Raw genomic sequence first — 24,165 nt, forward strand, 5'->3', positions numbered from 1 at the left:
CAATTGCCCAGAGTCCGTCGTCGACGAGAGGCTTGGCCATATGCGTGTCCTCCATGACACCCGGTGTCGTCGCATCCTGCAACACCCTGGCTATCGGCACTCTTCGTCATTGTTTATGAAGTTCTTTTAGGGACTCTAAATCAACCACTTTGTTTTTTTGGGGGCGGCGTTTGCTCTTCAAGTCGCAGACCCGCCGTGGTGGGCCTCGTGTCTCAGGTCGAAAACCGCTGCGGCGGGCCTCAAGCCATCGGGTTTGCGCTCAATTGCGGTCGTTTGCGCATCAAAAAAAATCTCTGCCATCTGCGGTTCACCGTCGCCCTGCATTCCGAATTCCGCATTGCCCTCCATCACTACGGACTCAGAATCTCATCCACCAGGCATTGGATGTCGCCGGCATCGACGGTGCAGTCGCCGTTGCAATCGCGCAGGGGTTGGCCATTGGTGCAGACCGGACGCCCAGCGGGCGTACCGGGGCAGATGTCACAGGCGTCCCCCGCGCCGTCGTTGTCCGAGTCTTCCTGGCCGGCATCCTCGATCAGCGGGCAGATATCCGTCGCGTCGGGCACGCCATCGCCGTCGAAGTCCGACTCCAACGGAAAAACGTATACAGCGCCGGAATCCGCGGCGCCGCCGATGCACTGAGTGCCGTTCACCCCCGTGGCCAGGCTGTCTTCCAGATCCGCCCCGATCACCACAATATTGCCCGACACGGCCACCGAAGTGCCGAGCTTGTCGCCCGCGCCGGTGTTCGAAACCTTGACGTAGGCCTGCTGGCTCCAGGTCGCGCCGCTGCGCGCGAACAGGTATGCCGCGCCGGCATTGGTGGCCGTGTTGTCGGCCTGATTACCGTCGATGCCCGTCGCGTTGCTGTCTTCTTCGTTTGCCCCGATTGTTAGGGTGTCGCCTGAGATTGACAAAGCGATGCCAAACAAGTCGCCGGTGCCGGTGTTGGACGCCTTGAGATACGCCTGCTGGCTCCATACTCCGCCGTCGCGGAAAAAGACGTATGCCGCGCCGGAATCAGCGGAACTCTCGTCGACCTGGTTGCCATCCACGCCCGTGGCGGCGCTGTCCTCTTGATCCGCCCCGACCACCACCGTATCGCCCGACACGGCCACCGAGCCGCCCATGAAGTCGCCCGCACCGGTGTTCGACGCCTTGAGATAGGCCTGCTGACTCCAAACTCCGCCGTCGCGCACGAACACGTACGCCGCTCCGGAATCAGCGGCACTGTTGTCGAGCTGGTCGCCATCCACTCCCGTGGCGGCGCTGTCCTCTTGACTCGCCCCGACCACCACCGTGTCGCCCGACACGGCCAACGAGACGCCGAAGAAGTCGCTGACGCCGGTGTTGGACGCCTTAAGGTAGGCCTGCTGGCTCCAGATTCCGCCATCGCGGACGAACACATACGCCGCGCCGGCCTGCACAGCGCTGTTGCTGGCCTGATTGCCATCCACGCCGGTGGCTGAGCTGTCCTCCTGTTTCGCTCCGACGACCACGGTGTCGCCCGACACGGCCACCGCGCTACCGAACGAGTCGAACCCGTCGGTGTTCGACGCCTTTAGGTAGGCCTGCTGGCTCCAGGCGGTGCCGCTCCGGACGAAGACATACGCCGCGCCGGAATTCGGCTCACTATTGTCGGCCTGATTGCCGTCTATGCCCGTGGCGCCGCTGTCCTCCTGTTCCGCTCCGACCACGATCGTATCGCCCGACACGGCCACCGAGATGCCAAAGTAGTCGAACGAAGTGGGGTTCGATGCCTTGAGATAGGCTTGTTGGCTCCAGCTTCCGCCGCTGCGAACGAAGACGTACGCTGCGCCGGAACTTCCGAGGCTTTCGTCGGCCTGGTTGCCGTTCACGCCCGAGGCGTTGCTGTCCTCGAAAGGCGCCCCGACCACGATCGTGTTGCCCGATGCTGCCACCGAGTAGCCAAATTGGTCGCCCCCGCCGGTGTTGGACGCCTTGAGGTAGGCCTGCTGGGCGATGGGATCGATCGTCAGAGGATAGCGGGCCGCGCGATCGTCCACGTTCAGCCGAAGTCCCTCTGCCGCCAACTCGAACCACGCCGGTACGGCCGCGCCATCGGCGTCGAACACTGTCAGTCCGCTGTAGTTCACCACCGCCGCGCCAGTTGCGTCGACGAACGACACAGCGCGTCCATCGTAACTGACCCGCGGATACAAGCTCCCTCGCACCGCCAGGATAAAATGCAGTGGGCCCGCGCTGCTGGTAGAGCGACAATGCACGGTGTAGCCATGCTCCAGGCCGCGCGGGTCATTGACATACCATTCGGTCAGCGCCTCATTCCATTGATAATTGATGCGCCCGCCCCGCACCTCGTCACACGAAGGCGTGACGAGCAATTGCTCCTCTCTCTCCACGCCGTATCGGATTAATTCCAGCCCCCACGTCCAGCCGCCGGCATCGGGCGTGGTCAGGAACCCGCGGCCATCGAATCGCGTCTGCCACGCTTGTCCGGGGTTGCGGACCTGATAGCCGCCTTCAACCGCGAACGCGGCATGACGGTTCGCCTCAAACGCGGCGCGGATGCCCGACCAGTCTGAGGCTGAGAGACTATCGGGGACGTGATCGTCAGCGCGGCAGGGATGGACCATTGGGCGGGGTCCAAAACTGACCAGAATGGCAGCCACCAGGGCGATTGCAACTCTCGCATTCATGGCAGACCCTCCGAAGCGCGGTTTTGATGTCAGGAATCAGGATATCAGAACTACCGGTCCCGGCTCAAGGGCTGACCGCGCAAAAAAGGAAACCTAGTGCATTGCCTTCGAGATCGTAAAGATCGGCAGCAGCAGTGCAAGGACGAGGCCGCCCACCACGACGCCGAGGAACATTACAATCGCCGGCTCTAGGAGGCTCGTCATCGTCTTGATCGCCGTGTTCAATTCCGACTCGCAGAAGATCGCCACCCGCTCCATGACAAGGCCAAGCTGACCGCCGCGCTCGCCGGCGCTGAGCATCTTGTTGATCGCCTTGGGCACATGCGGATTGTCAGACAGCGTCTCGGAAAGCTGCTGGCCGCTCTCCAGCCGGTCGAGCACCTTGGTCCACATCTGCTCGTAGAACGCGCTGCCCGTCACCGTCGATGTGAGCTTGACGCTGTCGAGCATCGCCACGCCGGACTGGATCATCGTCCCCAGCGTCCGCAGGCTGCGCGACAGATAGGTCTTGTGAAACAGCGGGCCCAGCAGAGGCACTTTCAGTTTGAGTTCCTCGATCTTGAGCCGGCCCGCGGGCGATCGCAGGTAGAAAAACGCGCCCACCACGGAGACGGCCATCGCGCTCACGAGGTAGACCCAATACGTGGTCAACTTATCGCTGAAGGTCAGCAGGACTTTCGTCAGGGTCGGTAGCTTGTCTTCGCGCCCCGCATAGATCGCCGTGAACTTCGGAAGGACAAAGGTCATCAGAAAGACCGTCACGCCGATCGCGAAAACGAACATGACGATCGGATAGGTGACCGCCCCCTTGATCTTCTTGGTCATCTCCCGCTGCGCCTCCAGGTGCGTCGCCAGCCGCCGCAGCATCGGCGCCATCATGCCCGACGCCTCCGACGCCTTGATGAGGCTGATGTAAATCGGCGGGAACACTTTGGGGTGCTCGGCCAGCGCCGCCGAGAATTCGCTGCCGCCCGTCACCTGGTCGATGACCGCCGCGAGCGCCTTTGCAAAGCGCGGCGAGTTGCCGTCGTGGACGCACGCTTCCAGTGCCTCGGACATGGACACTCCCGTCTCGACCATGACCGCGAGCTGGTTGGTGAAGAAGATCAGATCCGCCGGCCGGTACTTGTCGCCACCCAGGGCCGTCGCCGTTGCCGCACCACCGGTCGGTCGAGACGCGGTCATGAGCGGGCCGCGCGTTTTCGTCGCCGGCTTCGGCTTGGCGGCCGCCGCGCGATGGCTCTTGGGATTCACCCGGATGATGAACTTGCCTTCTCCGCGGACGATCCGCGCGGCTTCCGTCTGCGACGCCGCCTGGACATCGCCCTCGATGAGCTTGCCCGCGTCATCCCGGGCGACGTACGTGAAGACCGCCATGATTCGCTCCTACTGATCGCCGACTGCCGCGCCAATGAGCGTCGCCAGCCGGCCCGCCTCCGGCGCCGCGGCCAGCGCCGTTTCGGAATCAACTCGGCCGTCGCGGACGAGCGCCGCCAGCGACTGCTCCAGCGTGTGCATGCCCTGGCGGCGGCCGGTTTCGATCATCGCGTAGATCAGGTGGGCCTCGTTCTCCCGAAGGGCGCGACGCACTGCTGTCGTCGAGACGAGGACCTCGGTGGCGGGAACCAACCCTTCGCCGAGGGCGTCGCGGCAGAGCGACTGGCAGACTACGCCGCGAAGCGAGGCGGCCAGTTGCGTGCGGACATGACCCTGCTGCTCGGGCGGGAACACATCGATGATCCGCGACAGCGTCTGCGTGGCGTTGGCGGTGTGCAGCGTCGCCAGGACGAGGTGGCCGGTCTCCGCCGCCGACAGCGCCGTCGAGATCGTCTCCAGGTCGCGCATCTCGCCGATCACGATGACATCCGGCCGCTGGCGCAGTACATGGCGCAGCGCCGACGCGAACGATGGACTGTCCTCCCCGATTTGCCGCTGCTCGACAATGCTCTTGCCGTGCTGGAAATTGAATTCGATCGGATCCTCAATCGTAATGATGTGCATGTGTCGCGTTTGATTGATGTGTTCAATCATCGCCGCGACAGTCGTGCTCTTACCCTGACCCGTCCCGCCGGCCACGAGGACCAAACCGCTGGAAAAGTCCGCGAAGCTCAATACCACCGGCGGAAGATGGAGCGATTCGAAGCCCGGCACTTGCGCGGGGATGGCCCGAAACGCCGCCGCGAGCGTTCCGCGCTGCGCGTGGAGATTGACGCGAAACCGCCCCGCGACCGGCACGTCCAAGGCGAAGTCAATGTCCTTCTGATCGTCAAACATCGTCCGCTGAGTAGGGGACAGCATCCCCAACAGCACCTCGCCCCACGCGTTGAATGCGGCGCCTCGACCCTCCAAGGGCCTCCAACCGCCGCCCACGAAGACCGTCGGCGCCGCGCCTTCCACGAGGACTAGATCGCTCGCCCCGCACGCCGACGCCGCCCGAAGCAAATCCTCAACGCTGGAGGCATTCTCGCCGCCAACAGGCATACCTCTCACGGCATGAGCAACGCGATTTTCTCTTTCGCCATTCGCCATTCGCCATTCGCTATTTACAACGTCAGCCTGCACAGACACGGAACACCTCCTCCATTGTCGTGATGCCGGACTTGGCCTTGGCGATTCCGTCCGCGTAGAGCGTCGTCATCTTCTTTTCGATCGCCATCTTCCGCAGGTCCTGAAGCGGGGCGTTGTCCGAGATCGCCTGGCGGATGTCCTCGTCGGGAACGAGCAGTTCGTAGATCCCGATTCGTCCCAGGTATCCGCTGCCGTGACACTTCGCGCAGCCTTTGCCGCGCACCAGCGTCTGCACTTCGTGGCCCGCCTTGTGCATGGCATGGCGAATGTTCGGCGTCGGCTCGAACTGCTCCTTGCAGTGCGGGCAGATCTTTCGCACCAGCCGCTGGGCGATCACCGCATCGACCGACGCTGCGATCAGGTAGCACTCGACACCGACGTTGTGCAGCCGCGTCACGGCGGATACGGCGTCGTTCGTATGCAGCGTCGACAGCACCATGTGTCCCGTCAGCGCCGCCTGGACGGCCGTCCGCGCCGTATCGTCATCGCGAATCTCTCCCACCATGATCACGTCCGGGTCCTGGCGCAAAAGGGCCCGCAGGACCGTCGCGAACTTGAGCCCGATTTTCTCGTTGACCTGAAACTGATTGACCCGCCGCAGGTTGTATTCAATGGGATCTTCCACCGTGCAGACGTTGCGATCCGGCGAGTTTATCTCCGACAGCGCGGCGTATAGCGTCGTGCTCTTGCCCGAACCCGTCGGCCCCGTCACGAGCACCAGCCCGTGCGGATGGGCGATCTGCTGGCGGAATTGCTTCAGCATCTCAATGGAAAACCCCAGCGTCTCCAGGCTGACGAGGGCCTGCGAGTTGTCGATGATGCGGATCACGACCTTCTCGCCGTACATGTTCGGCAACGTCGAGACGCGCAGGTCGATTGGCCGCCCTTCCATGAGCACGTGGATGCCGCCGTCCTGCGGAAGGCGGCGCTCGGCGATGTCCAGACCGGACATGATCTTGATGCGCGATACGACCGGGGCCATCATCTGGGCGGGCGGATTGAGCTTCTCATACAGAACGCCGTCCACGCGATTGCGAATCCGCAGGGCGCCGTCGTCCGGTTCGATGTGGATATCGCTGGCCCCCTCTTTGACCGCCGAGTAGATCAAGTAATTGACAAGCTTGATGACCGGCGAATCACCCGCCATGCCTTCGAGGTTGGTGATATCGTCCGCCTTCGATTCAATCAGCTCGAACGTATCGGACGAGACGTCTTCGATGATGTCGTCGATGACGAAGACGTTGGCGCTCTTAACGTACTGCGCCAGGATGGCCTGGATATCCGCCGCGGAAACGGCTACGACTTGCACGGCGCATCCGGTAATCCGCGCGATCTCTTCGATGATGAAGACGTTAGACGGCTCGCTCATCGCCACCGTCAGCGTGTTGTGCACTTTGAACAGCGGCAGGACGCCATGCTTTTCCAGGAAATCCCGGGGGACGAGTTCGATGACCTTGGCGTCCGCCAATCGCGGTGTCAGTTTCGCATAAGGGACGCTGTACGCTTCGGCCAGGGCCTCGACCACCTGGTCTTCCGTCGCCAACCCCAGCTCAATGAGGATCTCGCCGAGCAATTGCCGGTGCTGCCGCGCGTTCTGCTCCTCAATCGCCCGATCAATCTGCTCCTGCGTGAGAATGCCCTTGGCGAGAAGGACCTGGCCGACCTGTTTACGGGCGGAGGGGTGGCGGGCCGGGGCGGCCGCGCGCGGTTCAGGCCGGGCGGGCGCTGCCACGCCATCGACGTCTTTCCGTTCTATCGTTTCCGATCCCGGCATGGTTCCCTCATGTGCCGACCGCGGCGCTACCCGAAGCTCTTGACCGCGGAATCCAAATCGTCAAAGCACTCAAATCGCCGCACCAGCCGCGTGATCTCCAGGATCTTGGCACAGGTCGCGTTCATGCCGCACAGCTTGACCGCTCCCAGTTCGCCCTCGCACGCGTTTTGCAGATCGACGATGGCCTCGAGGCCTCTGCTGTCGAGGCCCGCCAGTTCCGAACAGTCCAGCACGACCTCGCGACGACCCTCCTGCGTGCAGCGGCCGGCCTGCTCGACGAAGGCCTCTACTTCGTCGCCGGCCAGCTCGTCCTTGACCGCCAGAACCGTCACATTTCCATATTGCGTCAGTGTCGCGCTCATTCGTGCTCGCTCCGGCGGCTCAACGAGCCCAGGTGTGCGATGGAGGGTGGCCCGACGGCCAGCGGCCGATCGCGGAGCAAAAAGCTCTCCAGATCAAGCCGCAGGAAAAGCTCCGTCAGCTCCGGATCAAACTGCGAACCGGAGCAGCGCTGAACTTCGGCGATGGCCAGCGGCAGCGACATCGCCGAACGATAGGTCCGGTTGGACGTCATGGCGTCAAAGCAATCCGCCAGGCAGATAATTCGTCCGAGGCGCGGAATGTTCCCACCCGCGAGTCCTTCGGGATAGCCGCTTCCGTCCATCCGTTCGTGGTGATAGAGCACGCCGGGGAGCAGGTCGCGAATCTGCTTCACCGGCGACAGAATGCGGACTCCGATCTCCGGGTGTTTCTTCAGTGCGTCGAATTCTTCCTTGGTCAATTTCCCCGGTTTGCAGAGAATCGCATCCGGCACGCCGATCTTTCCGACATCGTGCAGCAATCCCGAAAGGTAGACCCGATCGCATTCGATTTCAGACAGGCCGGCCGCCTGGGCGAGCGATCGGCTGATCTGCGCGACGCGTTCGGAATGGCCATAGGTGTAGGGGTCCTTGGCATCGACGCTATTGACCAGCGCGTGGAGCAGGGCCATGAGCAGGTGGGCCAGGTCGTCGTACAGGCGCTGGTTCTCCAGGAACGCGGTCACGCGATCCGCCACGGCGCGAAGCAGTTGAACGTCCACGGAAGTGAAATCACCCTCATCCGTACAGTTCATGGCGAGCATCACGCCGAGGAGTTTCTGGTGTTGCTTGAGCGGTAGCGCGACCATGTGCTCGAGCCAGGGACGAGCCCATTGCAGCTCCGGACGCCTCGCCAGATTGTTAAATAAGAGGTGCGGAGGTACATCGACAGCGTTCAAGCCCAGGCTTTCCGCGAGCCGATCCAGCTCGCCGAGCCCCGGTGCGACGCGGCCAATCTGAACCAGCCGGTCGCCCGGCTCGGTCTGGTCTCGCGTGGTTTCCTCGGGATCGGTTTCAGTGAGGACAAAACCGACGGCGGCGGCGCGCGACACCTTCAAAACGTCCTCGCCGACTTTGGCCAATAGCCGCGTCGGTTTTTGGGGAAGTCCCATCTCACTGCTGACGCGGTAGATCAGGCTCTGCTCTTCATAGGTGTTTTGGAGATTCTGCGTTAATACGCTGATTTCCTCCTCCGCCACTTCATTCGCCCGGGCCAATTCGACCATGTGCGCCAGCAGCCCGGCCAGTCGCCTGGCGGCGTGACCATCGACCGGCTCGGTCGCCGACATTTGGCGCAGCATGGCCGCTTCATCCAGACGGCATTGACTGCACAGCCGGGAGAACTCCTCGGTCGGCTCGCTCGATGTAACCACGGCGCCGAGAATGACGCCCACGACGCGCGTGCGATGACGAAGGGGAACCGGAATCAACAGGATGTTGCCGGCCCAGGGTCCGCCATCCTGCGATGGAGTGGCCGGTCCGGATTGGGCCGCCCGGAGCGCGGCTGCCCGCACGAATTCTCCCAGGGAATTCCGGAAGGCCTTTCCCTGGGCCCAAAGTCCATTCCAGAAAGCAGACCCAATTTGATTTTGTGCGAGGGGTTGTCCCTCGGCATTCCAAAGCGAGAGCCAAACATTGCACGCGCGCCAGTTCGCGGCCAGGGCCTCAAAACGCCGGCGCGAAATCGGCCATTTCGCCGGTTGCGACGGGAGCCGCCCCTGGTCTTCCGTCGTCGGCATCGTCAATACGACTTCCGACATTAGACTGCTCCCTCAAGAGAATGGCCGCCCATGGCGCACGCGGGAGGTTCATTCGCCGGCGTCGCGTCGAGGATTCGCCGCACCGTGCTCAGCACCTCGCGTGGACTGAACGGCTTCACCAGAACCTGGCGAATGTTCGTGTGGACCAGTTCCTGATCGGCCAACGAAAACCCCCGTGCCGTCAGCATGATTGCAGGGATATTTCTCGTCTCCGGATCGCTGCGCAGCTTGGCGCACAACTCCAGACCCGACAGGATCGGCATCTGGTAATCGGTAATGACCAGGTCCGGTCGCTGGCTCTTGGCCAGGCCGAAAGCCTCCTCGCCGTCTCCGGCCGTGATGACCTCCAGACCGGCGTTGCGAAGTTTCGCCGCCACCACATGAACAATGTGTGGTTCATCGTCGCACACCAGAATACGGTAACTCGTCATCGGCCCGACCCCCTTTCTTCAAAGACCGCTCGCGACGTGCGCAGCGGTTGCAAACGAATCCCCCGCGTCTAGGCCAGCGGCAGCACCATACCGAAGGTGCTTCCCTTGCCGACTTCGCTGGCCAGCGTCATTTCGCCGTTGTGGACGTTCTCCACAATCTTCTTGACCAGCGACAGGCCCAGCCCTGTGCCCTTGGCCAGTTTCTTGTTGGCTTCGACGCGGAAAAACTTCTCAAACATCCGCGGGATATCCTCCGCCGGAATCCCCGCGCCGGTATCGCTCACTTCAATGCGCATCCGCCGGGTTTGTTCCTGCGGCGTCATCCGCAAGGACACGCGACCGCCCGACGGCGTGTATTTGATCGCGTTGGACAGCAGGTTGACGATGGCTTCGTGGATCAGGTCGCGGTCGGCCAGAACGCGGTACACGACCGGCGTCAATTCCTCCGTCAACGTCACGCCTTTTTCCTCAGCCTGCGGACGCAACATATCCGCCGCTTCCTTGACGATCATGGCAATCGCCACCGGCTCCTTGTTGATGCGGACCGTCCCGGCCTCAATGCGGCTGATGTTGAGCATGTTGTCGATCAGTCGCCCCAGGCGCTCCGCAGAGCTTTGAATCGTCTCGTAGTATTCGGTACGGGTCTTCTCATCCGCCGCTTCGCCGTCCACCAGCAGTTCCACGTACGCCCGGATCGACGCCAGCGGTGTGCGCAGTTCGTGGGCGACATGCGCGACGAATTCGCTCTTATTCTTCGATGCCTGCCGATCCTTGGTGATGTCCCGCAGAATCGCCACGACGCCGTGCCGCACGGCCCCGTCGCTCTCTTTCGAACCTTCGCCCGCCACCGGCGAAAGGGCGATCGCAAAGAGCCGGTCGCCGATTTCCTGTTCGACGCGACGGCGAGCCACGCGGCTGTCGGCCTCGCGGGCATGGCAAATGGTGGCGACCAGTTTCTGATCGGGGAGGACTTCGGATATCGGCTTGCGCATCGCCGACTCGCAGGAAAAGCCAAAGAGTTCCTCGGCGGCGGGGTTGGCCAGGACGAGTTGGTCGAACGCGTCCGTCACCAGGACGGGCTCGGCGAGGGAAGCGATGATGGATTCGGCCTGGCGCCTGCGCGTCTCCGCGAGGCTGAGTTGCAGCGCGAGTCCCCGTCGCTCATCCACCAATTCCTCGATGCGCCGCTCGACGTTTGCGGAGTGCGACTCGACGGCGCTCCAGACATCGCCCAGTTCGGTGCCCAACGGCGAATCCACGAGCGAATCCGGGCGTCGCTGTTTGTCGGACTGTACGGCCTGCCGAAGCCCGGCCAGCGCCAACTGGCGCGCTTTGCTCGCCGTCACCAGGATCGCGGCCGATGCTCCCAGGCACATTATCCAACCCAGGGCGTGGTACCAACCCAACCCTTTCGCGGCTCCCGCAAGGACCACGGCGAGGATCCAAACGGACGCGACGACCATCGGGGCGATCGCCCACAGGGGCGACACTTTGAACCGCGATAACACCCGCGGATCCAATAACCGGGCGATCGGAGATTTTTTGAATGTCGCCGGCGCAGTCTGGGACGCGGCGCTTTGGGTGCCTTCCGCCATTGACGCGATGACAGCGTCGTCGTCGATTTCACACCATGGTTTGGAGGGTTTCGTCGTCATGGGACGGCCTCTTCCGGCGGACACGCGCTGCCGATGACATGGTGCAAGTTACTTTTCACCGACCCTGCGTCGTCGGCGGGCGATACCGCAGGCGGCGCCGTCTCGGACGAGCCATCGAGCCCGTCGATCCGCCGCCTGGCGATCGTTGAGTCGGGATCGATTTCCAACACGGCCTCATAAGAAGCCCGTGCCGCGTCCAACTCTCCCATTGCCTCCGCGGCTTGTCCGGCCAGGTAGTGCGCCAGGGTCAGCCGTGCATCGAGTATCAACGCGCCAGCGGCTTCATTCCGGGCCCGTACGAAATCACCCCGTCGCAAGGCCGCGAATCCCGTCATCATGCGGGTCTCGGCGGTTGCGGCGCCCTGTGCTTCGATCTTGCTCAGCGCTTCATCCAGCGTTTCGAGACGGCCGACCATCAGTGCGGCGCGAGCGCATAACGACCATGCCACGGTATCTTCCGGATTGGCTTCCAACACGCTGCGAAGAACTTCGATCGCCTTTACGCCCTGGTCCGTTTCGAGATACGCGCGGGCCAGCGCCCTTGCCGCGCTCGCCGCCGGCTTCTCGCCTGGGTCCTTTTCACTGCCGCGCGCCGCGCCTTTGCGCTCAACGAGCGGTGCAAGGACGGCTATGGCATCGTGGAACTGCTCCGCCCATACCAACATCATGCCCAATTCCGCCGACAGCAGGGGCGATTCATTACTGATACGAAGGGCCTCACGGCAATACGCGACGGCCGGCCCGCGCAAGCCGAGAATTCGGCTGATTCGTGCCGCCAGCATCCGCATGGCCACGTCGCGATCGAAGTCGTTCATTCGCGATTGCAGCAGCTCGAGCGCTTCGACCGGCCGATCCAGATTCACCAGCGTCTCGGCCTGCGACAGGACGTAGGTTGCCACGTGAGGCGAGGTTCTCGACGCCGCGCTGAAATACTCACAGGCGGACTCCAAATCGCCGTAGCGCTGTGCCACCAGTCCCGCGAAATACGGTATCTCCGGATCGTTGTCGCTTAGCGCGGCGGCGACGGTGATCGCCTCCCGCGCTTCCGCCAGTCGCCCCTGCTCCAGGCGAAGTCGCGTGGCCACCACGAATGCCTTGGCGTCGTTGGGACACAGCGCCAGGGCCTCTTCGAGCGACCGTTCCGCCTCGACGAGTCGTCCGGACTTCAGATGTTCCTCGGCCAGTTGCAGTTTGACGCTCCCGCGCACCGCCTCCCAGCGCGCCTTGGCCTGCGCCTTGGGATCGTTCGCCATGTGCAGATCGAAGAAGCGTTTGCTCTCCCCGCATCCGCCCGCCGCCGGCGCGCAAAATACAACGAGCGCCGGCCACCAGCGCAAGGCTGGGAACAACCTCTCCATCCATCGCCTTCCATGGGCCGGCCGCTTCATCGTTCTTCCTTTGCGGAGGACTTCGGTTCGTCCACGGGATCGGCCGACGTTGCGTGGTCAGCGGTCTCGGTGTCCATTTCATCTTCCAAGCCCGCCGGGCCCTCCAGGCCCTCCGGCAGGACGAACGGCGGCGCGGGCCGGCCGAAGGGCGGCGTCAGCTTGCCGGTCTCTTCTTCCTCGATCAGGTCACGCAACTGGAAGCGCACGGCCGATGACTCCGTTTCCCATTCGCGCTCGCAAAGCAGCTTCTCTTTGAGCTTTATGGCATGGAGGTGACGCGGGTTGATCTGCAGGGCCATATCCGCGTCCCAAAGCGCCTTCTCGGTATCACCGGCGGCGAGATGCTCCATTGCCCAGCGATAGTGCGCCTCGCTGGTGCGCTCGCGGCCGAACCACTGAATGCCTTGTCGTGCGCCGACACGCATTCGTTCGATGTCCTCGTTCAATTCGTTCCCTGCTTCATTGTCCTGTTCTTGGTCGCCTTTAATGACGTGGACCGTCAGCAGGATGATGACTTCTTCCCGCACCGTCGCGTCCCGCGTCCGGCGGAACAGCGCTCCGGCGATCGGGATGTTTCCGAGAAGCGGCATCTGCCCGCGCGTGGCGGTTCCCACTTCCCGGAACAGGCCTCCGATCAGAATGGTCCGGCCATCCTTGACCAGGATGTTCGTCGTCACCTCGGTCGTCTGTTCGAACGGCAGGTTGGTGTCCGTCAGTCCGCCCGTTGAATCCTTCGGGTGAATCTCCATCCGCACCATGCCGTCCTCGCCGATGAACGGACGGAACGTGAGCACCGTGCCCGTTTCCAGGAATTCCACCTGTTGAATCGCCGTCGTCTCTGTAATGGTGGTCGTCAGATAGCCGTCGCGCCGGCCGACAATGACCTGGCCGACCTGTTTGTTCAGTGTCATCAGCTTCGGATTCGCCAGGATGTCGGTATCGGTGATCTGCTCCAGGGCCCGCACGAAAACGCCTACCTGATCCTTCAAGATGCCGAACGTAAACCCACCCGCCGGAAGGGCCTCATTGAAGTTCGTCCGCACCGTGAAATTCGTGTTACTCAAATCCTGGTTGGGGATGAGACCGGTCGTAATCGTCTGTGCGGCGGGGCTGACACTCGAAAGCGTCGAAAAATCGATGCCACCGACCGTGGTAAAGTCGATGCCGAGTGCGTTGTCCTCATTCAAGGTCGCCCGGAGGATGGTGGCCTCCACCAGAACCTGCTTGGGCCGCGCGTCCAGTTCCTTCAACGTCTTTTCGATCGCGGTCAGCCGGTCTTCGTAGTCGGTAACGATCAGCGTATCCGAGCCGGCAGGGGCATCGCCCTTTGTATCTTCCATTCCTTCATCGCCGCCCAGCCCGACATCGGATGCGGGCGTCGTCGCCACTTTTCCAATATTGCTCAGCAGCGGCTCGATCAGCCCCTTCGCGCTCGCGGCGTTGAGGTAGGTCAGATGGAATACGTGCGTGCCGATCTTGCGTTGCGCCTGTGCGAACTTGGCAAGCTCTTCCTGCGGATAGACGTAGGTGAATTCGCCTTCGACCCGGAAGCCCAGACCGTTCGACACCAGCATGGCCTGAAGCGCCTCCTCCACGCTGACGTTGTAGAGGCTGGCCGTGACCGTGCCGTCCACGCCGTTGGCCAGAAGGATATTCCGCTTGGTCGGCTCCGACAGCATTCGCAACGCGTCGGCCAGCGGAAGCCCCGAAACGTGAACCGTCACGCGCTGGTCGAGCCCGACGCGGACAATTTGTTCGCGGGACTCGGCCTTGTCCGCGTCCGGATCGCTGGAGTAGGACTCCGGCGGCGAAGGGGATTCGGAGCTGGAGTTGCTGTCCGTGGAACTGGCGATGGCCGCCGACACGATCGGCGCAGCGACGCGTGACGTTTGAGACGCCAGCGGAGGCTTCGTTTCGCCACGCGCCGTGAGCATTGCGAAGGCCGTCAATGTGAAAGCAAGGGACACGACGCGCGGCCAGCGCAACGGCCGACGGCTTGTCGGCGGGCTCATGCCTCCCGGTGAGCATGGCACAAAGTCGGGTTTCGCGATGGATGCTTTTGCGGCGTCCTTGCGCATTGGCGTGGAATCCCTGTCCCTGAAATATCCCCTTCCTGCATCGGTTGTCGGACTTAGCGGGTTGTGTTCCAAGAACGAGGGAGAAGCGGTGGAGCAAGGCCCGAAAACCACTCGCCGGCGGCCGGTGCCGAGCCGCGATGGCCCGGTCCATGGGCAAAAGGCTATTTCATGGTCAACGACGCGACTCTTCCGCCCCGCGCCACCACCACTTCGCGGTCTGCGATGCGAACGATCGAGAATCCGAGAATTTCATCGCCCGCGCGAACCAGGCGTCCGGAAATATGGGCCAGTGGATCCGCGCCGGTCATCGTGGAATGAAGTTGAAGTTGTTGCAGGTCGCGATGAAATGCCTCCGATAACTCCTTCTGCTCGCGGTTATACTCGGACCACGATTGCCGGAGCAGCCCCCACATGCCGCCGCGTCGGCGGCGACCTGCCTCGCCTGAGGGGGTTTCCGCGCCGACCATGACCGCGGGCATAAACTTGTTCCATTCCCTGGTCGTGAACATATCCCTCGCTAGATCGCGCGGCATCCCCGTCACCGAAACGACGCGGTGTTCAACCAAATAGTCAGCGGCACCGGCCTGCTCTACGACAGAGAGCGCTGCCGAAGCACCGCGGCCGGCCACTGCAGCGTCGGCCGTTGATGGCGATGCCGGCGGTGCCACGGGCTGGGCGGCAACCGCCGTCACGGCCAATGGCGGCGGCGCCGCGACCGTCTCGTTCGGGCCGGAAGTCAAGAACAGACGTCCCACCACGACCAACAGCACGAGCGCCAGCAATCCCAGGATCGCGGCTTTTTTCTTGTCGGCCCCCAGTTGGATGCGGAGCCCTTCGAACTGTGCCTTGAGTTTTTCGATCATGAGTTTGGCTCCCGCGAGGTCGGGCATCGGCGCCTATTGAGGGTGACAAAACGTCAAAAGGACCATTTCGACCCGCACGTGGCCGGGATGTGCCTCGTCATTGTCGAGCTTCAACGTTTCCACTTGCGACAGCCGCGGCAACGCCTCCATCCGGCCCTGAAAATCCACCAGTTGGGCCAGCGTCCCGTCGAACGTAATCCGCACCGGCAGGATCATCGTTCCCGCGGCAACCGCCAGCGACGATGGAAGCCTGGCGGCGTCCAGGGCGACCGGCGGCTTCGGCTGGACGGCGAAATCCTCGACGCCCGACGCCTTGAGGTTCTCGGACACCGAATTGAGAAACTCGCCGAAGTTCTGATGCTGCGGCAGCCGCTCATTGAACTCGCTCATGGCCGCATCCAATGCGACGATGGAGGCGTAGAGCTCGCCGATGTTCCCCAGCCGTTCCTGCTCGGCCTTGACTTGCGCCGTTTCAGATGCGATCTGATCGCGCTGCTGGCGCAGCTTTTTCGCGCCCGGCACAGCAAATCCGAAGGCGAATCCCGCCGTCAGGATGACGACAATTCCGAACACCAGGGCATTGAGTTTTAATCGACTCATTCGTCGGACCCCGACTGATCCATCAACTCGCAGTCCAGTTCGAATTGATGGCCCTTTCGGCCCGACCAGACGGTCTCCCCTTTGAGTTCCATCTGGACATGGGCCACCAGCGGCGAGCGCTCCAGCGCCGCCGCGCACCGAATGGCCTCCGACACCTCGTTGGCAAATGCCGACATGATGATCCGCGTTACTACCGCCGGCTCGGCAGGTTCCTTCGCGGCCGTGGCGGTCGCTTCCACGCCCGGAGGCGCCGTCGCCTTGTCCGGCGATGCGGGCGCATAGCGCCGCAGCGACGCGGATTGGAAACTGACGTGGGTGAGAACGACGGTCTCCGGCAGTCGCCGGCTGATATCGCCCAGGACCACGACGAGGCTGGCGTGGCGCTCAAACTGCTCCATCAATCGCTGGCGATCCCGCAGTCGGTTTTTCTCCGCCTCCATGGCGTCTTTTTTGGCAAGGTGAACGGCGAGCTGCTGTTGCTGAGCGATGACATCGTTCAACATCGCGCTGGCCTGGGACACTTCATGCCGATTGGCCGTGATCCACAGGACCATGATGACGACCAGCAACGAGATCAGCGTGCCCCGCAGCTTGACGGCGCGCTGCTGGCGGCGGGCCTGATGATAATCCGAGGGAATGAAATCACAGTCGATCATGGGCCGTCCTGTCTTTTCAAACCGCCGCTGCTTCGGGCGTCCGTACCGCCGCCTTCGGCCGCGGTCCGCCGACCCAGGGCGTTCCGCGCAGCGCCAGGCCGCACGCCACCGCCCAACAGGGGGCCAGCGTCCGCGCGTCGCGCGAAGACATCCCCTGCGTGCCGTCCATCCCCCGGAGCGGGTATCCGATCATGCAGGGCACGTCGAGGGCCGGCGCGATGATCTCCATCAACGCGGGCTCGTGCGCCTCGCCGCCGACAAACGTCAGGCTTTCCGGCCGGTTGCCGCGAAACGTCACCGCAAAATAGCGCAGGCACAACTGTACGTCCCGAGCGATCCGCTCGATCAATGGCCGAACCGCGTCGGAGGCCCGCGCCCTAATCTCCGCCGGAGTCTGAAACGACGAATCGTCGGCAACGTCGCGCCGCTCGTCGCCGCGCCGTCCGCAGTTTTCGCGAATGATGCGAATTCGAAGATCGAGCGCCTCCGGCAGCGTAAGACTCAATGCCTGAGCCACCGCCGAGCTAAACGAGCGGCCGCCCACGTCGAGAATCTTGAGAAAGCACAGATCTGTGCCCCGGGTCATGGCGATCGCCGTGTTCTGCCACCCCACGTCCACGAAGACATTGACCGCCGTGGCGTCGTCTGCCCGGCGAAGGAAACGTACAAAGCTCCGCGCCATCGCACAGGGCGTCAAATCCACGGCGATCGGGCGCAGCTTCAACGATTCCAGGAGCTGCAGGGTCTCCTGCACCGCGCCCTCGCGCGCCGCGAAGACGATGATCTCCTCCTTCAGATCATTTCCGTGCCGCACCTCGCCCGCCGGAACAAATCGAAACTCTCCCCCTTCGCCTATGTTGAAGCGTTCGCGGGCTTCAAACTCGACCGCCGACGCCATTTCTTCGGGCGGCATGCGCGGTAAACGAATGCTCTTCATCTGAAAATCGGCGCAACCCAATGCGCTAATGGAATCGGTTCCCCGAAACGCGTGAAGGGAGAGGGCCTTCGAGAGGCCGTCGTGGAGGGCCTGTGCCCGCTCCACCGGATCGGCCGCCTCCGCCGGCAAATCAAAGCGCGCCGCCGCCTGGATGGACGGCCGTCCGTCGCGATTGACAAGCTGAAGCAGCTTGACGGACGATCCGCCGATGTCCACACCGATCGGCCCGTATCCTCCCCGTCGCTTCACCGCATATTCCTCCCCAACAATCCCGCCGCCGCGCCGCAGAGGCTAATTCACCTGCAGCGTGGCACCTTCCGCGCCCTGCGGATCCATCGGTTCCATCGGCGAAGGTTCCACCGGCCCGACCAGATTTTTTGTGAGCTTCGTATTCACAGTCGATTGCCCGCCGGCCGGCGCGACAAGGACTTCACAGTGCGCGCCGGAAGCGGTCAGTTGCAGGACCGCCTCCGTCGCTTGATCAGTCGTGCCCGTCGCGCTGAACCCCAAAACCGCGTCTCCACCGAAATCGGCGGCCACGAGCTGGACGTCCTGGGGCTCGCCCGAAGCGCCGGTGCCCAGATTCACGATATAGGGGTCGCCCGACATTGGATGAGTAAGCGGCGTATTCGGACTCGACGCCGAGGCGAGCCAATAGCGGTTATTCGCTTCATCCAGCTTGATGACGATGGGGTCGTCGGGTCGGGCAATCGACGCCCGCCGGGCATAGGCCACGTCGGACTCGAATTTCTCAGCCGCCAGTCGGGCCTTCTCCTTGCCGGCGTTGTCCTCGCCACTGAGCGAGAACGCGATCACGATGGACACCACCAGCACGACCATCATCAATTCGATGCATGTATAAGCTTTGCGATTCGCCATCGTTCCACCTCCACGAATGTCCGGCCCGCCGCCTTCAGCGCTGACCGGCCGCGCCCTTCTTCCCACTTGCCTTATCGGCGCTTTCCAATTTCACCTTCACGCAGCCCGATCGAAGGTGCTCGAGAATCTTCTCCAGCAGGGCATTGGTTTTTCGGCCCTCCTCGACAATCAACTGCCGCTGCAAGCCCGTGTCCGGTATCTGCGCGACGGCGCTGCTCGAGGCGCTCAGCCCGACCCATAACTCGACCGCGATGACCGCCAGAAGGCCGACGATCGACGTCAGCAAAAAGCCGGTGAACCGGTCCACGGTAATGACTTGTCGCTCCATCGGTTTCAATTCTCCTTCCAGCTCAGGATCGTCATCGGCATTGGTGTGGGCGGAACCGTTTGGATATTCCAGAACACCGACCGATCGGCGGACCAGTTGAATACATAGGAACTTGTCGAAGCGGGAGAATCCATTCCCGACGCCGCAATGCACGTTCCGGTTACGGTAATGCTCGTTCGATCCGTGCTGTTCGTATCCATCTTGCCGCCGCACAGGACTGATCCATTGATCGTCGTCACGCTGTCGTTTGTAAGGACACGGATGTCGCCGGTGACAACAATTGCGGGAAAGCCGGTGACGGCGGTGACTTGATGGCTGCCAGTATCATCGATCTCGAGCCGACCGGAGACCACGAGTGTTCCATTCAAGTTCGCATTCTGCCGAATCTTGAAGTTCCCGGACTTCGCCACAATGATCCGGCCGGGGTTGGTGGCGGACATATCGATGGCGTTCAGCGTATTGGCATCCGTTTGATTGATTTCACTGTTGTTGTAGGAATAGGTTGAATAGGTCCTTCCCCGTACGGTGTAGGTTGAATTCTGATAAGGCGAAAGCGAAGGAGTGGTCATCGATGGTGCCAGACTGACGACGGAGGTCGGCGGGCCGCCGCCCAGCCATGTGGCCGTGCCCGTCGCAGAGACCTTTCCGGTACACGTTCCGGTCCCGGAGATATTCCCATTCGCGTGGGCGTCGCCATTGATGGTCGCCCGCGTCGGTACGATCAGCGCCAACCCCGAACCGATGAATCCTTGCGTGAACTGCCACTTCCCGATCGGCGGCGCTTGAACCTCGGCGACGATCGAGTGCTTCGCGCGAACCGCCCCGTCCGGGTCCTTCGCCACACCCTGCGCCGTCACGCGATAGAGATTGAGATCCGTCTGCGGCGGGGACCAGGCGTCGGAGCGAAGCACCGACACGTCGTAATAATCGCCCGTCGCGTCAATGGTCACGCCGCTGGCGCCGGTATAGTAGTCAGACAGATTCACCGTGGTGGGCGGATAAAGCAGAAAGTGGGCCGCCATGCCGATCCCGGAGCTGGCCATCGCCTCCGCGCGGAGCGTACCGCGGTAATTGACCGCTTCGGGCATCACCGTGCTGTTCGCTTCGAGAAAGGCCAACCCGAGCGACGACGCCAGGGCCGTAAAGGCCAGCACGACGAGCAGGATATAAGCCCGCCTCTTTGGCCGTCGCGCTGGCCCGTTCTCGTGTCGCTTCATGGCTCGATCGTTCGTCATCGTTTTCGCGCTCGCCGGCTAGTTGAGATTCTTGGGCGTTGCAGATTGTCCGACGATCGGCGTATAGCCCTCCCAGCGCGAAATCTCCTTTCGCTGCTTACGAGGGGAGCCGATCGGCGTCGTCTGCGTCGCGTCGTAAAATAAATAATCGGCCGAGGCCCGTGCATTCGCCGCGCCGCGAAAGGCGACCGGCTGGCCTGTCAGGTCGATCGTGAAATTCGTCTCCACCATCCGCGCGTCGGTCCCGCCCGGATTGCCGCTGAAGCCCATGCTCGTAATGTCGGTCGCCCAGACGACGACCTTCTTGTCCCCTGACGGCATCAGGCCTCCCAAGGTCGTGGCGCTCTTGAAGTTCGTCGTCGTTACCACGGTCGTCGGCGTCGCGCCGGAGCTCTTCGGATATTCATAGAGCAGTTGTTTGCCGGCGGCGTCGTAGTGAATGATCGCGGTCTCGTAAAGGTTTAGCTTGTCGTCCTTGTTGGCGTCGTTGACCCACAGCGTGACGGACGTCGTGGTCACCTCGCCGATGGCCCGCGCTTCGCGAATCGCCTTGGTGATCTGCGTGAGGGCAAAGTGGCCGGCGTTCTGCGTCGACCGCACGTCCCGGGTCGTCAGCGACGCATTCGTCGTCGCGGACAGGAAGGTGCTGGCCGAGGCCGCCACCAACGCCGTTACCATCGACGCCAACAGCAGCTCCAAGATCGTAAAGCCTCGCCGGTCCGCGCTCGCAGGGGGTCGATGCGTCATGGTCAATCCTCCCGCGCCGCGATCCGCGTCAGCGTCATCACATTCGCCGTGCCGTCCCACACGCGGACCGTGACCTTTGCGTAACCGGTGGTGTCTGCCGTCTGTTGGTTGGCGAAGGTCACGTATTGAACCGTCACGTCGCGCCAGAAACCCGCCAACGCGGCATCCGTGATCGCCTGGTTCTTGTAGTCGCGCAGCCCCGTCGACTGCTCGCTGTAGCCATGAAAGTCGTCGATGTTGTCGAACAGGTTGCGGGTGGTCTCCCCGGACTCGGGGCCGAGCGTCGCCCCGCGGCCGGTCGGATCGAGCACCGGTCGGGTCAGGATCTCCTCCATCAGCGCCTGCCCCAGCGCCACCGCCTGTTCGAGGCGCGCGGCTTCGTTGGCCTGGTGGACCCCGGCCACAAACGGCAACGCCGCCGATGCCGAGACGATCGCCAGGACCGTCGTCGCCAGCAGCGCCTCGACAAGCGTAAAGCCGCCGCGCGGGCCGCGTGACCAGCACGTCAGACTTCTTACAGGTCCTTTCATGGTTCGCTCCATCGGTCGGCGCCTCGTCGGCGCCCGTGGAAACATACGATTGCCCGAGATCGGTCCGCAACCGACCGCCCAAAGTCGAGGCGACTGACCGAAAAAAGAAGGACCGGCAGAGGGCGAGCCGACTGCCCACCATACCGGTCCTTGCGATTCGTCTCCGGCGTCGCCCGTGCGGCCACCGGTACTAAGCCGTGTGACACCGGCTCTTGTCCGGTGCGATCGTTCGTTTACATGCTGTCGTGGGCCACGCCGGCGGTCGTGCCGGAGTCGTTGGCCTTGAACTCGCCCGTCGACGCGTCATAAAACCACGCCTTGTTCGTCGCGGCGGCGGTATTGGTGATGTCGTTGCCCGTACCGCCCACGGTGAACGGGTTCATCGGAATCCGCTGCAAATACGGACCGTACTTGCCGGTGGCGTTGACCGTTCCATCCGGATCGGTCTTCTTGGTCAACTGGTCGGCAATCGTCGCCTGGCCGGGATTGGCGTTGTGATGCTGCCGGTAGAGGTCGATCTGCTTGCGAATGATCTGCAGGTTCTCGGCCAGTGAACTCATCCGGGTCTCGGTGCTGGCATCCGAGAATTGCGGGATGACCACGGCGGCCAGAATGCCCAGGATGATCACGACGATCAACAACTCGACCAGGGTAAATGCGCGATTCTTCATTGGATAAACCCCCATGTTTCGTAGACAGCCGCACCGTGCGGCGCAATCTTCCGTTAACCCCTATCGGAATGGGGACGGCGGGCCTTTATGCTGATTTATGCACGGGTCGGATAATAAGCGCGCGGATTCGTTAACCGCAGATGACGCAAATGGCACAGATGGGGTTTTTGAGGAGCCGCGAGTCTTGTTTTTGTTTTGTCTTTACTCTGCCGCAGGCTGGGCGGTCGCGGGGGCGGCAGCGGACGCGCCGTCGGCGAGGTCGTTGCTACAGGCCAGGCGAAGGGGCGTGGCGTGGGCGAGGCGGCTCTCGAGCGACCGGCGGGCGAGTTCCAGGGCCTCGGACTTCAGGCGGAGGTATTCGCCGTCGTGTTCGAGGCGGCGGAGGTCGACTGTGGTTCTTACGCCCTTGCGCTGCGCGGAGGTGAGGGCGGCGATTTCCTTCGCGCAGGAGGCGCCACCGGTGTGGAGGAGGAGTTCGAGGAGGCGGCGGGAGAGGAGCTTCTGTATGGCGGCGTCGACGTCCGCGCCGTCGTCGTCGTTGAGGAAGACGGCCTCGGCCATGTTAAGTCGGTCGCGGAGTCGGCGGGCGTAGCGGTAGAGGGCGGAGTAGGAGACGCCGAACTTCGACAGCTCGAACTGCATCCAGACGTCTTTGAAGGTGGGCGGGATGCGGTGGAGGATGGCGAGGTCGAGCCGGCGGCGGAGTTCCTCGGGGAGTTTGTCGAAGAGGGAGGAGCGGCCGTTGTCCTGCTGGGAGAATGGGTCACGCCGAGCCGCAGAGCACGCAGAGGGGTCGCTTGTTGCCGTGGGTCCGTTCTGTTGAGTCCTATCAGCGTTCATCGGCGGTCCTTTTTTTAGAAATCTCTTTTATGTGACAACGAGCGAAAACGAGTGAATTCGGGTGCAGTATTCGCAGAATAATCGGGGTGGAAGTGAATGCGGATTGCGGATGTGGGAGTGCGGAGTGAAGAAAGATTCACCACAGAGCCACAGAGTGCACAGAGACGACTCGGTTTTGGGTTGGCTGGATTCATGCACATGGCGCGGAGACTCCGATCTCATAAGCCATTCGCCATAAGCTGTTGGCCGTGAGCCGCAACGGGCGGAGACTCCTCCGCCTCTTTTTGTTCTCTACCCCCCATCCTTGCTCAGCGCTCCCTTAAAAATTAGGGATTTTGGGAACAGGGAATGAGGGATTAGGGGGGGGGTACGGGCCGCCGGGCCGATTAGGGGAGGGGTGGGGTGTTAGGGTCGCGTCGCCTCGTGCCCCAGGGGCTAAAGCTCTGGGCTAATGGCCCTTCGGGAAAGGCCGTTGAAACGGCCTGAATGCCGCGTTGATCATACGTTAATCCGATCACAATTCGCCTCAGGGCGTTGTCCATAGCTCTTTTCCATTTCGGTCGAGCGTAAGAATAGTTGGCCCCGAGCCTGAGTTAATGCCCGCTATCAGTGTCCCTTTGCTGGTTGTCATCGTAAGTACCGGCCCGTTTTCTAGTGAAACAGAAAGGCCAGCCCGTTGCACGCCATCAGAATCACAAAGTGTAATGAACGAGTGTCCATCATCATCGTCTACTCCCATCTTAATCGCCTCGGTCTGGTTTTTGTTCCACACGACAATCTGTGGACCAGGGCTCTTGTCATTACCGCTTCCAGTCATTGTGATGCGAACGCTGTCGTTTCGGTCGCTCAGAGAAAAGTCCCCGGCGATAACGGCGTCCGCCATTACCAGTTTGGTTCTTGTCGCCAACTGAGATTCCGCAGAGCGAATGATGTTTGCAAGAGTCCCACCGAGAAAGCCACCGCCGAATATTAGTACGGCTTGGAGAACGTATCGACGCGTCATGATTTGATTCTCCGTATCCCAGCGCTAAACCAGCCTGGGATATTAAGAGTCCCTAAAAGTACCCATTCTTTAATCGTCGCCAACAGATCAAGGCGCAGCCCAGTGTGAGAAATGCCGTATGGATGTCAGCGCGACGATCATAGCGAATTCGAAGGCGTCGGAATTGGCGCAGCCAACTGATCGTT

Annotated in this window: 23 protein-coding genes; all 23 read right to left on the bottom strand. The window is 62.4% G+C overall.

Annotated elements, in window-relative coordinates; genetic code table 11:
* Window positions 1-350: 350 nt before the first annotated feature.
* Window positions 351-2,678 (bottom strand): FG-GAP repeat protein, encoded by a 2,328-nt coding sequence (locus tag VJZ71_21165; protein HKQ50594.1) that lies wholly within the window; start codon window positions 2,676-2,678, stop codon window positions 351-353.
* A 93-nt stretch (window positions 2,679-2,771) separates the two neighbouring features.
* Window positions 2,772-4,055: a type II secretion system F family protein gene (locus VJZ71_21170; protein ID HKQ50595.1), complete on the bottom strand. Its 1,284-nt coding sequence runs from the start codon at window positions 4,053-4,055 to the stop codon at window positions 2,772-2,774.
* Between the two features lie 9 nt (window positions 4,056-4,064).
* The gene (locus VJZ71_21175) at window positions 4,065-5,159 is read right to left on the bottom strand and encodes a PilT/PilU family type 4a pilus ATPase (protein ID HKQ50596.1); all 1,095 of its coding nucleotides are present in this window, start codon (window positions 5,157-5,159) and stop codon (window positions 4,065-4,067) included.
* 70 nt (window positions 5,160-5,229) lie between these two features.
* On the bottom strand, window positions 5,230-7,020 hold the full coding sequence (locus tag VJZ71_21180; GenBank protein HKQ50597.1) for an ATPase, T2SS/T4P/T4SS family: 1,791 nt from the start codon (window positions 7,018-7,020) through the stop codon (window positions 5,230-5,232).
* Between the two features lie 26 nt (window positions 7,021-7,046).
* A complete protein-coding gene (locus tag VJZ71_21185; GenBank protein ID HKQ50598.1) occupies window positions 7,047-7,382 on the bottom strand; it encodes an STAS domain-containing protein in 336 nt (111 codons plus the stop codon).
* A complete protein-coding gene (locus VJZ71_21190; protein ID HKQ50599.1) occupies window positions 7,379-9,139 on the bottom strand; it encodes an HD domain-containing phosphohydrolase in 1,761 nt (586 codons plus the stop codon). Before VJZ71_21190 ends, VJZ71_21185 begins: the two co-directional genes overlap by 4 nt.
* Window positions 9,139-9,570: a response regulator gene (locus VJZ71_21195; GenBank protein ID HKQ50600.1), complete on the bottom strand. Its 432-nt coding sequence runs from the start codon at window positions 9,568-9,570 to the stop codon at window positions 9,139-9,141. The genes VJZ71_21190 and VJZ71_21195 overlap by 1 nt, the downstream gene beginning before the upstream one ends.
* Window positions 9,571-9,638: 68 nt before the next feature.
* Window positions 9,639-11,225 carry an ATP-binding protein gene (locus VJZ71_21200; GenBank protein HKQ50601.1) on the bottom strand — a complete coding sequence of 529 codons (1,587 nt, stop codon included), beginning with the start codon at window positions 11,223-11,225 and terminating at the stop codon, window positions 9,639-9,641.
* Entirely contained in the window at window positions 11,222-12,583 is a 1,362-nt protein-coding gene (locus VJZ71_21205; GenBank protein ID HKQ50602.1) for a tetratricopeptide repeat protein, read from the bottom strand. The genes VJZ71_21200 and VJZ71_21205 overlap by 4 nt, the downstream gene beginning before the upstream one ends.
* Window positions 12,584-12,609: 26 nt before the next feature.
* Window positions 12,610-14,625 (bottom strand): hypothetical protein, encoded by a 2,016-nt coding sequence (locus tag VJZ71_21210; protein HKQ50603.1) that lies wholly within the window; start codon window positions 14,623-14,625, stop codon window positions 12,610-12,612.
* A 227-nt stretch (window positions 14,626-14,852) separates the two neighbouring features.
* On the bottom strand, window positions 14,853-15,554 hold the full coding sequence (locus VJZ71_21215) for a hypothetical protein (GenBank protein ID HKQ50604.1): 702 nt from the start codon (window positions 15,552-15,554) through the stop codon (window positions 14,853-14,855).
* A gap of 33 nt (window positions 15,555-15,587) precedes the next feature.
* A complete protein-coding gene (gene pilO / locus VJZ71_21220) occupies window positions 15,588-16,154 on the bottom strand; it encodes a type 4a pilus biogenesis protein PilO (GenBank protein ID HKQ50605.1) in 567 nt (188 codons plus the stop codon).
* Window positions 16,151-16,810, bottom strand: a complete 660-nt coding sequence (locus VJZ71_21225) for a hypothetical protein (protein ID HKQ50606.1) — start codon at window positions 16,808-16,810, stop codon at window positions 16,151-16,153. The genes pilO and VJZ71_21225 overlap by 4 nt, the downstream gene beginning before the upstream one ends.
* A 16-nt stretch (window positions 16,811-16,826) precedes the next feature.
* On the bottom strand, window positions 16,827-17,996 hold the full coding sequence (gene pilM, locus VJZ71_21230) for a pilus assembly protein PilM (GenBank protein ID HKQ50607.1): 1,170 nt from the start codon (window positions 17,994-17,996) through the stop codon (window positions 16,827-16,829).
* A gap of 42 nt (window positions 17,997-18,038) precedes the next feature.
* The gene (locus tag VJZ71_21235) at window positions 18,039-18,626 is read right to left on the bottom strand and encodes a hypothetical protein (GenBank protein HKQ50608.1); all 588 of its coding nucleotides are present in this window, start codon (window positions 18,624-18,626) and stop codon (window positions 18,039-18,041) included.
* 34 nt (window positions 18,627-18,660) lie between these two features.
* Window positions 18,661-18,954: a hypothetical protein gene (locus VJZ71_21240; GenBank protein ID HKQ50609.1), complete on the bottom strand. Its 294-nt coding sequence runs from the start codon at window positions 18,952-18,954 to the stop codon at window positions 18,661-18,663.
* Window positions 18,955-18,959: 5 nt separating this feature from the next.
* Entirely contained in the window at window positions 18,960-20,171 is a 1,212-nt protein-coding gene (locus VJZ71_21245; protein ID HKQ50610.1) for a hypothetical protein, read from the bottom strand.
* 36 nt (window positions 20,172-20,207) lie between these two features.
* Window positions 20,208-20,936: a prepilin-type N-terminal cleavage/methylation domain-containing protein gene (locus tag VJZ71_21250; GenBank protein ID HKQ50611.1), complete on the bottom strand. Its 729-nt coding sequence runs from the start codon at window positions 20,934-20,936 to the stop codon at window positions 20,208-20,210.
* A 2-nt stretch (window positions 20,937-20,938) separates the two neighbouring features.
* Window positions 20,939-21,466 (bottom strand): type II secretion system protein, encoded by a 528-nt coding sequence (locus tag VJZ71_21255; protein ID HKQ50612.1) that lies wholly within the window; start codon window positions 21,464-21,466, stop codon window positions 20,939-20,941.
* Between the two features lie 233 nt (window positions 21,467-21,699).
* Entirely contained in the window at window positions 21,700-22,137 is a 438-nt protein-coding gene (locus tag VJZ71_21260; protein ID HKQ50613.1) for a prepilin-type N-terminal cleavage/methylation domain-containing protein, read from the bottom strand.
* A 201-nt stretch (window positions 22,138-22,338) separates the two neighbouring features.
* Window positions 22,339-22,977: a hypothetical protein gene (locus VJZ71_21265; protein HKQ50614.1), complete on the bottom strand. Its 639-nt coding sequence runs from the start codon at window positions 22,975-22,977 to the stop codon at window positions 22,339-22,341.
* 526 nt (window positions 22,978-23,503) lie between these two features.
* Window positions 23,504-23,980: a hypothetical protein gene (locus VJZ71_21270; GenBank protein HKQ50615.1), complete on the bottom strand. Its 477-nt coding sequence runs from the start codon at window positions 23,978-23,980 to the stop codon at window positions 23,504-23,506.
* A 52-nt stretch (window positions 23,981-24,032) separates the two neighbouring features.
* Window positions 24,033-24,165: IS5/IS1182 family transposase (locus VJZ71_21275; protein HKQ50616.1), on the bottom strand; the 133-nt coding region annotated here is incomplete at its 5' end.

It is taken from the genome of Phycisphaerae bacterium, assembly GCA_035275405.1.
Taxonomy (GTDB): Bacteria; Planctomycetota; Phycisphaerae; order UBA1845; family UTPLA1; genus DATEMU01.